The sequence below is a fragment of the Oryzomicrobium sp. genome (assembly GCF_021287045.1).
GTDB lineage: Bacteria > Pseudomonadota > Gammaproteobacteria > Burkholderiales > Rhodocyclaceae > Oryzomicrobium.
In genome coordinates this window covers 186,764-198,429 of sequence record NZ_JAJTBG010000006.1, presented here as the reverse complement: position 1 = coordinate 198,429, position 11,666 = coordinate 186,764, and the positions used below count along the sequence as shown (strand labels likewise).

At 62.8% G+C, this 11,666-nt stretch carries 5 protein-coding genes and 1 pseudogene; 1 reads left to right on the top strand and 5 read right to left on the bottom strand.

Annotated features, from left to right (window positions below):
• Nucleotides 1–32: 32 nt before the first annotated feature.
• Nucleotides 33–273: pseudogene (locus LWW89_RS08680) on the top strand (DUF4400 domain-containing protein); the annotation flags it as partial.
• Between the two features lie 18 nt (nucleotides 274–291).
• Here the strand turns inward: LWW89_RS08680 and drmC are convergent.
• Genes drmC through drmD form a run of 5 tightly spaced genes read right to left on the bottom strand, consistent with a single transcriptional unit; the run spans nucleotide 292 to nucleotide 11,662 of the window.
• On the bottom strand, nucleotides 292–1,053 hold the full coding sequence (gene drmC / locus LWW89_RS08675; RefSeq protein WP_031637507.1) for a DISARM system phospholipase D-like protein DrmC: 762 nt from the start codon (nucleotides 1,051–1,053) through the stop codon (nucleotides 292–294).
• 1 nt (nucleotide 1,054) lies between these two features.
• The gene (locus tag LWW89_RS08670) at nucleotides 1,055–2,911 is read right to left on the bottom strand and encodes a DUF1998 domain-containing protein (protein WP_023093129.1); all 1,857 of its coding nucleotides are present in this window, start codon (nucleotides 2,909–2,911) and stop codon (nucleotides 1,055–1,057) included.
• Between the two features lie 2 nt (nucleotides 2,912–2,913).
• Nucleotides 2,914–6,909: a DISARM system helicase DrmA gene (drmA, locus tag LWW89_RS08665; protein ID WP_023093128.1), complete on the bottom strand. Its 3,996-nt coding sequence runs from the start codon at nucleotides 6,907–6,909 to the stop codon at nucleotides 2,914–2,916.
• On the bottom strand, nucleotides 6,909–8,534 hold the full coding sequence (locus tag LWW89_RS08660) for a hypothetical protein (protein WP_023093127.1): 1,626 nt from the start codon (nucleotides 8,532–8,534) through the stop codon (nucleotides 6,909–6,911). The genes drmA and LWW89_RS08660 overlap by 1 nt, the downstream gene beginning before the upstream one ends.
• Complete coding sequence (gene drmD, locus LWW89_RS08655; RefSeq protein WP_023093126.1) at nucleotides 8,531–11,662, bottom strand: DISARM system SNF2-like helicase DrmD; 3,132 nt, start codon at nucleotides 11,660–11,662, stop codon at nucleotides 8,531–8,533. Before drmD ends, LWW89_RS08660 begins: the two co-directional genes overlap by 4 nt.
• Nucleotides 11,663–11,666 lie beyond the last annotated feature (4 nt).

Genomic DNA, 11,666 nt, shown 5'->3' with positions numbered 1-11,666 from the left:
ACAACAAACCAATGTCGTCCCAGCGCGCCGTCTTCGTCGGCCTCGCGGGCGGGGTGGTGCGCCGGGAACATCCGCCGCTTCGGCGCGGGACGCGAATCGGGATTCATCTATCACCGCGCCAAGGCCAGCCTGATCCCGCTGGCCGTGCTGCCGTGGGTGACTTACCTGGCACTGCCGGTCAACGTGAACTCGCTGCTGATCCTGCTGCCCAGCGCCGCACTGCTCGGCGTGGCGATGGATATCGCGGCGGGGAGTTTCAAGAAGTACCTATGAAATTCCCAGGAATGTCGCTCACGCCGGCGCCACGATCCTCATGGAGACCAACGCGCGCAGATGCTCCTCCAGCGTCTGGGGGATATGTCCTCCCGAGATCAGAAGTCCAGCTTCCATGTTCTGTTCCATCGCATGGCCTGTCAGGTTGGCGCTGGTGATGAAGCACACGTCGCCATCGGCGACCGCGACTTTGGCGTGAACCCGCCCATCCGCAAACGGGGCCGCTCTTTCACGCCAAGCGTAGAGCTTCGCGGAAGGAACCAGCGTCCTCATCTTGCCGATTACGTCGAACGAAATGCTACCTCCGTGATCTTGCGACGATTCAAGAAGCATCGAAATGCTCACCCCGCGCGTGCTTGCGTCGTTCAATGCCTCCACGATGGCCGAGACGTCATAGGCCACGAAGCTGGTGACGAACAGGGTTTGCTTGGCCGCGTCGATGACTTGCAGGAGCGCCTGTTCCGTTCGACGGGCGGAGACGAATGGCGTCGTCGGCCCCGTCCACACGAGCTCGGTGGACTGGCGCCTCGAAACGTTCTCGAATGCATGGCTTGCAGCGAGAAGCATCGAGGCCAACTCGCCGGAACCGGTCGACGTGGCTCCCCACGCATCGACAAGACGATCGACGACGGCCTTGGCCGTGGCCGTGCCCACGACATCCGATAGCGAGGCGTTCGCTTTTCCGGCCTCGATCTTTCGAAGCCTGCCCGCCAGTGCTCGTACCTTCTCGGGCGAAATCAGACAGACCACGGCCGTGACGGCTTCCAGCAGCCTTTCCATGTCACAGCCCCGCGAAGAATGCGGCATCCCCTCGTTCGAGGGTCTGCACCAGCAACGATCTGTCGAGGTAACGGTTGCCGCGCTCGCAGGAAGTCTCGGCGACCAGACTGCATGCATGGCAGGCAGCGGCGTGTAGCGAGCGGTCTTTGCCCGGGTCATGCTCCGAGCAGAGCGGATCGGACGAGCAGACCTTCGAACGGTTCAGCGCCTGCCGAAGCAGACGACCGAGGTTGTCCGGTTTGCCCAGATCGACGAGGCCACCCAGCGTCCCATCGGAATCGGCTGCCGCCGTGTAGATGAGGATGCCTGCTTGGTGATTCGCGCCTGACGTGTCGGCGTAGATTCGTTCACGGATGCTCGCCGCGTTGTAGCCGCATTCGAGTGCCAGTTCTCGGATGAGCAGGTGCGAGAGCGTGTGAAGCATGGCGTACCGGATGCCGGGATAGCCCTCGTTGGGATCGAGGTGGCGCGAATTTCGCCATCCTCGGTGGCCAGCATTGAGCATCTGATCCACGTGTTTTACGCCGCCGAGCGCCTCCCACGTCCGGAGCGCATCTTCGTCGAACTGAATGAAGATGCCCTCGCCATGAACCTGATTGGCGGGAACCCAGTCCGGCTTGCGGCGTGCGAGCCCCGCCATCTGAGGACGCTCATTCGGATCGCTCGTTTCTTCGGGAGCCTCCACGCGGGTGAAGCCCAACAAGGCGTTGACCTCGCGGAGTCGCTCCAACAGCAGTACCCTGCCGATGCGCTGCTCGAAGCCCGTGGGCGTGGCGACCTTCTTGCTCATGAAGTGCGGATAGTCCGCGGGTGGATTGGCCGCCGTCAGCACCTCCCACTCCGGGCCCTTGATGTCGGCCTCGCCGACGACCTCCTGTTCGCCGCCGAGGCGATGGGCTTCGATGGCCGACCAGATGGCTGATGCCGGGTACTTGTCGATGCCCGGCAAGGCTCCGGTCTTCTTCAGCGCCTTCACCGTTACGGCAACCGAGGCTTCGGAATCCAGATCCTCGAAGAACTCCCAGCCGTCCTGAATCAGTTGACCGAGCGGGTCTTTGGCCTGCGGGATGGCGAGCGCCGACAGGGTGATCGGGAACCAACTGTTCGTCGAACCCAGCAGGACTGCCCGCGCCTCTTCGTCGCACTCGTCGTCGAAATGATCGAGATGGGGGTGCCTGCCTCGGCAGCTCGGCAGATTTTCCTTCCCGGCTTTGCCGAAGGCGTGCGCCATGCTGCGCGATGCGCCGCAGGCATCGCACTTCACCCACAGGTTCTCGGTCTGCAATGAGGCTCCGCTCTCGAAGAAGCGCAGCGTTCCCTTGCATGAGCTGTTGCCGCCGTGGACGAAGTAGTGCCACGGGAAGTCGTCGAGGTGGCCATCGCGGCAGGCCAAGAGGAAACGCGCCGGAACGGCATCGGCATCTTTCGCGGGCTGGTCACCCTTGGAGCCACGGCACCCCTTGTGGACGAAGCGGGTTCGCTCCGGGCGGAAGCGGTTTTCCTTGATCTCGAAGAGGCCCGCGTCGAAGGGCGACAGCAGACCGCATTTCACGCAGCGCATCCAGCGCGGGAACGGACGGACGGGGACGCCGATGTTCGCCTCCGCCGACCACGGATCGACGAGTTCGCTCTTCTGGAACGGTGGCACGCGCAGGTTCTCCACCTGCGAGCCGAGAACCTTGCGGACGGCGGCGAGCAGGCGCGGCTCGGCGATGGGCTGGCAGCGATCCTTTTCCCACTGGTCGATGCCCAGCGTCACCACCGAGAGGCTCGGCAGATCGATCAGCGCGCCCGGCCCGTATGTCCAGAGCAGTTGACTGGGGCGGACTTCCCCGACGGGTGTTCTATTGGTGGTCATGGTCAGTCCTCGTCCTTCGGCACCGGACGGGGCTTCCACCCGTGGTCGTCCGAAATGTGTCCCGTGTTCATGATCAGGCGCACGCCCGGCTCCACTTCGCGCATCGACATCGGAACCGTCCAGTTGTCCCACGCATGGATGCCCGGCGACTTGACCAGCCCGACCATCGTCGCGGCCTGTGCGCCGCGCTTTTCGTAGGCCAACGTGCGACCGGGAACGCTCACCTCCTTGGCCCATTCGTCCGCGCGTTCCTTCAGTTCACGCTCGGCCAGATTCTTGATAGTGGTCGTCTCGCTGACGTTCCAAGCCCGCCTCACCAGCACGTCGATGGCTTCAGTGATCTCGGGCTTGTCGGACTTGTCCAGCTCGCTCGCGCCCGCGTTCGGGCTGAAGACATCGTTCTCCAGTCGCATCAGGGAGAGGAGCGCACCGGTCAGGCCGCGATCCATAGCGCGCGGCGAGAACGGCGTCACTGATTGCGCTTCCACATGCTTGTAGAAGGTCGCGTGGTAATGCTCGAAGGTCTCGTAGTGCGAGAGGTCGCGCGGACGCGCCCACGTGAGCACCGTGCAGACCAAGCCAGGGAAGGAACGGCCCACGCGGCTGGTGGCTTGGATGTATTCCGCCGTGCCCTTGGGCTGGCCGTTGACCGCCATCAGGCCCAGGCGATTCACGTCCACGCCCACCGACAGCATGTTGGTCGCCAGCACCACATCGATGGCGCGGGTGTCGCCCTCGTTCCATTTCGTCACGTACTTCCCGGTGGCCGCTTCGAGCGCGGCCTTGAACTTGACCTCCAGATCGTCGAGGTACTTCGGGATGTCCTGACTGGAGACGCGCGAGGTCAGCTCGCGGATATTGTTGACGCTGCGCTGTGCGAGTGCGGGCCGTTCGACCATGCTCATCTGCACGCGATAGGAACGTGTCTGCACGTCGTCCTCGGCCAAGCGCCGCATCCCGCCCAGTTCGCGCAGCGAATTGAAGTAACCGACCATCGTCATGTACGGGTCGGCGGGCTCGCCGAAGCGATCGAACAGGGCTTGGGCAGCGGTGAGGAAGGCGGTATAGACACGGATCAGCATCGCGGGCCGCGAGCTGCCGGGCGAGCACACGCCGAGATAGCGCCGTCCGGGTCGCTCTTCGATCGGGCGCTGCACCGAGAAGTAGTTGTCCTCCACGTCCAAGCCGTGCGGCGGGAACACCGACACGCGCCGCATGAACACGTTGTTCACCTGTTCCTTGGCTTTGCGCACCGTCGCCGTGGACGCGACGATCTTGGGCTTGACCGTCTTTCCATCGAGCATCCAGCCGGACAGTTCGTCGACGGCGGATTCGTACAGGCCGACCATCGTGCCCAGGGGGCCGCTGATGAGGTGGAACTCGTCTTGGATGATCAGGTCGGGCGGTCGGATCGGTGCGACGCTCTTGACCTTGACCGCGGGCATGCCCTTCCCAGCCTGGTGATTGCCAGTGCAGCAGTCCGCTTCGTGCCACAGCAAGCCGTGGCGCTCGCATTCCTGACTCACGCGACCGAACAGCGTTCGTACCTGGCCGCGCCACGCCATCATGGCGAACTTGTCCACGGTAGCGATCATCATCGTCGGTGGACGATGGTATATCTCCTCATCCACCGTCAGCACTGGAATGCCGGGATACGGCGAACTGCTCGACCTGCCGCGAGAGAATGTGCAACTGCTCTTTTTGTCACCGCAGTAAACCACTGTTCTACCGCGATCCTTATCGACAACGACATCTTTTCCGGGATCAATCGCGGAGCCACACCAAGGACAACTGGTTAGCTGAAGTGGCGAAGTACGTCCTGCTTTGTTCTTTCCTGAATCACGTAGAGCTTGAATGGCGTAGTGACTTTCCTCGGTCGTGCCCGGCGTCACCTTGTTGCCGACCCACAGGCCGATGGTGAAAGGCTCCTTGCCGAGCGACTCATCCCCTTGCACGAGAGCATCTCGCCGAAGCTTTTCCATTGCGCAGATCAGCGCGGTGGCGCGCTGAAACTGCTGCAAGGTCAGCAGGCGCAGGGTGTAGCGCATGATCACGGCCAGACCGCGCGAACCGTCGTAGCCGCCGAGCTTGCCTTGCAGACGACGGATCGCCATCGTGAACGCCGCCACGCCAAGATAGGCTTCGGTCTTGCCGCCGCCGGTGGGGAACCACAGCAGATCGGCATGGGCTTCCATCGGTTGCACGCGATCCGGATGCATGGGGTCGGCCAGCGACGGGATCGACAGCAGCAGGAACGCCAACTGGAACGGACGCCAGCTTCGGTTCTTCGGCTGATCGAACTGATCCACCGTCACGTCACGTCCACGCCGCACTTCGAGCGCGTACTGACTGCGCACGCGCTGGATCGCCATCGCCCGGTTGGCGAAGCGGAATGCGGCCAGCGCCTTTTCGTCGTTCTTCAACGTGTCGATGCCCTGCTGCAAGCGCGATTGGATTTCCTGACACCGATCCAGTGCCTGTGCGGCCTGCGCGTCATACCCGACCACGTCCTCACCGATGCGCTCGCGCTGCTCGGCGATCCACGCCGCGTAGTCCTTGGTCAGCACGTTCAGGGCATCGACCAACTCGGTGACGCCCAGTGTGGCGAGACGATGCATGTCGAGCAGACCGCTCGACACCATCTCCTTCATCGCCGGACGGTCGGCGGGGTCGAGGCCCGGCGTCTCCGTGACCTGCACTTCGTACTGCGGCAGGACGGTGGTGCGCACCTCGGTGGCCAACGTCACGTCGTCCGCCGTCTCGGCGTGGACGGCGACGCCATGCCCGACCGCGAATTCCACACGGTTGCGGTAGATCATCTCCAGCGATTCGCGTTCGGTGTCCATGCCGTCTGCGTCCAGCACGGGACGGCGGCGGAAGATGGCGCGCTTGGATGCCTCCGATTCCGCACGCACGAACAGCTCCGGCTGGAACAGCCACGCCGTGTCGCGGTTGGTATCGGGTTCTTCCTGCGCGTTGATCAGGAACAACGTCACCAAGCGGTCGCCGTTGGCGTTCTTGGCGCGGACGGAACCCTGTATCCGCACCGCCGGACGATTTGGGTCCGGCGCCTGATGGGGGATCACGCCTTCGGTGAGCGGCAGCATCAGCTTTCCGCCGCAGGGGATGCGCTGCCAGACCTTGGCCTTCTGCCCATTGGGCCGCGTCAGCTCGTGTTCCTCGTTGGGCACGCGCTCGTAGCTGCCCCAGCGCGCCTCGACCTCGATGCGCTCGGCGTCGCCATCGACGCAGAAGGTCATGCCGAAACTGCTGGGCACCAACGATTGATTGCTGGCGGCGTCGATCTCGTCCGATGCATCCGATTCGGGTTCCACCCTCCCGGTCGCGGTTCCGAACTCGGCACCCGGTTCGTGCTGGCCAGGCACGATCGGGTCGCTGGGTTCCTCGACCTCATCCTCCGCCAATGGACCTTCCAGCCCTTCGATGCCACCCTGCGCTGCTTCGCGTGGTGCCAGCTTGCCAACCAGATAGCGGTCGCGCACACCCATGTCCACGATGCGCTCGTGCGGGCCGCCCGCCGGGCCGAGCAGGTCGTCCACCACGGCCAGTTGCAGCAGTTCGCGGATATAGGCCCGATCCTCGACCGGCGGCACGCCGCCGACGGTCTGCTGCAGCGCCGTGGGCAAGGCCGCGACGAACTCGTCCCACTGGATGCGTCCGACGTTGCCCGACGACGGCGGTGCCAACGAAACGCTGGCGACCGGCACCGGAGCGTCGGCAACCGACAGCCGGTCGAAGAAGATCGTGGTTGTTTCGAGGTCGAAACGAAGCCGCAGCACACGCCCGCCGCGCACGATCTCCCCGGCAGGGTTCAGTACGAGCACCCAATCGTCTTCGGCGATGGCCTGATAAAGGGAGCGATCGCCCTTCAAAACGAGGGTGTAGGGCGCGAGCCTACGATCGTTGCCAAGACCGTGATCGACGGCGATCCATGCGTTGGGAACGCTGGCCGTTCCCGTATTTGAATCATTCTTCATCATCGGTCTCCATACAGATCCGTGTGATCGACGCGTTCCCGCGTGCCCTGGGTGATTGGCTCAATGTCCCGATGTGGGACGACACGAGCGATATTCTCGGCATCCTCCGTCAGCCCGAGCGCCACGGTCAGCCTGTCGCCTGCCTCGATTTGTCGCGCATTGCCGGAGGTTGGATTCAATTCGATGAGCCGGAAATGTGTCGAAGAACCCGGTCGCTGCTCCACTCGCAATCTCACTTCTCTTTGCACCACCTCGATGGCTTGGCGATACAAGACGCAATTCGCACCACCGCCAGTGACGAATATCGGCAAGCCTTCTCGCCAAGCTGCACTACGCGGGTCTCCCCGTGCGTTGGTACGGGTTCCATCGATGACCCCGATGATGCAGCGGACGACTTGTTCTACGAATTCCTCATCTACCTCGACGACCTCATCCATACGCTTGCCATTTCGGTGCCCGAAGTCATCGGACGATTCGACGGGTGCTGCGTCGTTCCACGAAAGATCGAGGCCGAGTCTGGAATGGCGGTTGTGGCGCAGGTAGTGAGTTCCGAGGCGACGAACCGCAGAAAAGAAGATGGGGATACGTGGCGGAGATGCCCGATCGTTTCGCAGGACGACATTGAACGTCGCTACGTCTAGGGTGGCCGCACCGATGTCGATCAGCGCGTGCAGACCTTCCTTCACCTGCGGCGACCCCAGATACCCGGCGATTTGAGCGACGAACTCCGGCACGACACCCGGTTCTGCTTCGAGGTCTATTGCACGATCGGCCAAAGACCATGCAGCCACGACATCCTGTTCTGCGAGCCGATCTTCCGCTGCCAACAACCACGCGGTTCGAACGATGCGCCGGAATACATCGACGACCTTGGGGTTCTCGTGTGGCTCGGTGGGGCAACCAATGTTCAGCTCCCAGCGCAGTGAACGCCCGACGAGTTTTCGTCCGATTTCCGCATTCCGGTACAAGAACGCTCTCGCGTAGCGGATGACCAACGCCAGATACGCAACAGTGGCTGTCGGGCACTCATCTGACTCGGCCATCTCGATGACCGGGAGCTTGAGGTTCCCTCGAATATCGCCCTCGGTAAGACGTCGCCAGCAAAACTCACCATCCGGCGCGCGAACGACGAAACCGGGAACCACATAGCGTCCGGTTTCCGAATCGTCCTCCGTGAGGGCAGACCATGCGACGGGCACCAGATCGACACCTGCTCGAATCGCCACCTTCGTGAACGCGGTTCCAAAGTCCACCCCGACCCGGACGGCCATCGGTGCCGAGCGTTCGCCTCGGTGTTCTGGATGCTGCAACGATCTGCCGACGTCGCTCCACTCCGGCATGTTCAGAACACACCCGTCGTCGATGCGGGGCTTGAATGGTGGCGGTGGCAGCGCGCTGGGCCGTGCCGACGGCTTGGCGGCAGAAGCTCCAGCTGCGACCGGAGTGGCTGATTTCTGAACGGGATTCCGGGCAGAAGGCTTCTTCGGAGTAGGCTGACCGCCAGCCAGCCACGCTGGCGGTGGTTCGAAGTCGAGCTTGGGCGCCTCCTCACTTCGTTCCTTGTCGCGCTCCGACCTTCGTAGTGCGTTTTTGAGATCCCGCAGTTGATCCTTCCAACTCTTCATGGACGACCTCCCGCCCGCACCACGTCCACGAGCAAGACGCAGATGTCGCGCGTCTCAGCCGAAAACGCCTGACTCTTGCGCTCCAGCGTCGCTCGGCGGGTTTCCATCCGGGCCAGAAAGTCCTCCATCTTCTTGCGTTCGGCATTCGCCAAGCCCTTGCGCCGCTTGCCATCCGGGCTGCTTCCGTACAGCGACGCATAGGATTCATGGCTATCGATTCGCTTCTCGAACCCCTCGCGCTTCTTGCGGATGTGGTCGTCCAATAGCTGAGAAAGCACGTCGGCGCGATCTCGGTTCTCGCGCCATTTCTCATCCTTGATCGCCTTGTATCGATCCCTGAGCATTTCCTCGCTTCGTTCTGCGGCAGCCACCCCTGCATCCGGAGGGACATCCACTGCCACCGTCGGCCAGTCGTCCCCCGACTTCCTGACCGAGTCGAGCAAGGCTTCCGCCACCCGGTCGTCAAGGGGCGGCACACGGTCGAGCGATACGGCAGCGACCAAGAGATGCTCTTCCTCCTTCACACCGGAAAAGCTCGCCAGTCGGGTCATCAACGCATACCGGCCCGCCTCGATGCCTTCGGCAGCGACTCTAGCGGCGTAGAGCGGAAAGCGATCCTCCGATCCGTCGGCCTTGCGCGACAGGAAACGAACGATCGGATGGAAGCGATGGACGATCTCCTCGCCGGGCTTGGGCTTGTCGGTGATCCTGTCGGTGAAGCGACAACGCTTCGTCTGGCCGGAGGCAAGACCCGTCTTCCCGACCAGATTCTCCCGCCTCACGAACTCGTCCAACTCGGCCGCGAAGCCGGGACTCAGGCCGATGTCGAACGTGTCGGCATCACCATACGCCGCGACGAGCCGACAACCGGGAACGTTTCTGAGGCACCCATCGACGTAACGGATCAGGTCGTGCCGGGTGACGATCTTTCCATCGCCGCGCGCAGCTTCGATCTGCGCTAGCAGTTGCTGACCGTGTGCCACCAGTTGGATCGCTTCCCGCTCCAGTTCTTCCTGTTTGCGCTTGGCATTCTCGATCGCCAGCGCCACCTCCTCGATCAAGCGCGCTTCTTCATCGACGGTCAGATGCTTCGACAACAAGATGTCTTCGAGCTTGCGGACTTGACCAAGGATTTCCTCCGTTTCGCCCAAAGTGCTCTCGAAAACGCCGATGCGCTTGGTCAGCCTCGCAATGATGAGCGCATCGATCGTGTCCTTGTGGACGAAGTTCCACACCAAGATGCGCTTGGACATTTGACCGATGCGGTCGATGCGCCCGATCCGCTGTTCGATGCGCATCGGGTTCCACGGCAGGTCGTAGTTGACGACGAGACGGCAGAACTGCAAATCCACGCCTTCGGCAGCGACGTCCGTACAGACCAATACACGGCAGTTCCTGTCCTCTCGGAAGGCGGCAACCACGGCTTCCTTGTCGAACTCCGCCCCGCCCATCAGCAACCCGGCCTCCACGTTCTCGGCGGAAAGCCGCTCGACGAGATAGCGCGCCGTGCCCCTAAAGGTGGTGAACACGATGGCCTTGGCCTCGCGATCCTCGGCCACGAATCGCTTGAACGCCTTGGAAAGCTCGGCGAATTTCGAGTCGCTCCTGCTCAGATCGCCGAATCCGAACTGGGGCAGCGTTCTGCTCGCCAGCCACTGTTTGAGGCCAGACGTCCGTTCGGCCAGTTTTTCCTCGTCTTCGTCGATCTCGTCCATCGCCGCCGCCAAGGCGTCGGCGTCGAGTCCGTCGTCGCGCCACGTCCGCAACAAGGCAGCCGGACTGGACGCAACCATGCGCTGCGGCGTGGAAAGCAAGAAACCATGCTCGATGCCATTGGCCAGCGCATACTCCCGCGTTCCTTCGGTGATCGCCTGATAAAGCTCCCGCTCCACGGGCGACATTTCCGCCTCGAACACCGTGACGTCACGCAACACGCGGTTGGACTGCACCTCCCGTTTGCGCGTGCGGCTGACGATGTGCGCAAGCAAGTTGAGCCGTTCGAGTTTGGCGGCGATGTCAATGCGCCTGTCGTTCGTCCAGTCCTCAATCGACTCCGCTTCCTCGATCAAGCGATCGACGCGCTCGGATCGCTCGAACCATCGCGACGACTCGATTTCGCGGATCGCCGCCATGATCTGGTCGGCATCGCTCGTCGGATCTCGCACGACGTCGCTCGCGGCGATCACCGGACGATTGGCGAGGACGACGTTTCGGAAGTCCTCCGGATACTCGAAATGATCCGGGTCGAGCAGCCGCAACACATTGAACAAGTCGTCCGAACCGAGATTGATCGGCGTCGCCGACAGCATCAACTGGTGTGTGCTGACATCCCTCAGCAAGCTGCCCGTCCGCCATGCGCCCGTTTCTTCGTTGCGCATGTAGTGCGCTTCATCGAAGATCACCAAGTCCAACAGCGGTTCTTGGTCGGCATGCTGGTAGAGCAAGTCGGTGAGACGGGCGCGAACTGATCGCTTGGGCTTGTCGCTCTCGTTGGCATCCCAATCGCTCGGAACGCGGATGCCCTGGTAGCTGACGATCCATGCACGTTCCCGGTGCTCGGTCGAATCCAGTTCCTGCCGCAACGTTTCGGCATCGACGACACGAGCATCCAGACCGAAGCGCGAGGAAAGCTCGAACCGCCACTTCTCCCGCAGCATGGCGGGGCACACCACCAGCAGACGGCGCATGTCGTAGCGGGCGCGCAGTTCTGTCCAGATCAGCCCCGCCTCGATCGTTTTGCCCAGACCCACTTCGTCCGCGATCAGCAGGCCGTTGACGGGCGAGTCCAGCAGGGTCAGCAGGGGCTTGTATTGATGTGGGTAGAAGTCGGTCTGGGTCAGGCCCATCGCATAGACGACGTTCGACAGCCGTCCCGCCAGATGGATGTGCGTCAGCAATTGGCGCAGGTCGTCCACCCGCCCGTAACGACCGTCACGGATCAGTTCCAGAGGATCGTCGCCGCCCGCATCGGCCGCGACCAACTCCTCCTCGTAGTGCCAGTCCAGACGGCCATTCCAGTTCACGCGATGCTGAGGGCCGGACGCGCGCACCCGAGTTTGATCCGTGACCGTGCCGATCTTGGCTGGATCGTCGATGTGGCGGACGAGTTGTCCAGGGTTCCAAGACATAGCG

Excerpts from the sequence above, each read along its gene's own strand:
- drmC (WP_031637507.1), bottom strand. The coding sequence starts at position 1,053 with ATGGAAAGGCTGCTGGAAGCCGTCACGGCCGTGGTCTGTCTGATTTCG.
- LWW89_RS08670 (WP_023093129.1), bottom strand. The coding sequence starts at position 2,911 with ATGACCACCAATAGAACACCCGTCGGGGAAGTCCGCCCCAGTCAACTG.
- drmA (WP_023093128.1), bottom strand. The coding sequence starts at position 6,909 with ATGAAGAATGATTCAAATACGGGAACGGCCAGCGTTCCCAACGCATGG.
- LWW89_RS08660 (WP_023093127.1), bottom strand. The coding sequence starts at position 8,534 with ATGAAGAGTTGGAAGGATCAACTGCGGGATCTCAAAAACGCACTACGA.
- drmD (WP_023093126.1), bottom strand. The coding sequence starts at position 11,662 with ATGTCTTGGAACCCTGGACAACTCGTCCGCCACATCGACGATCCAGCC.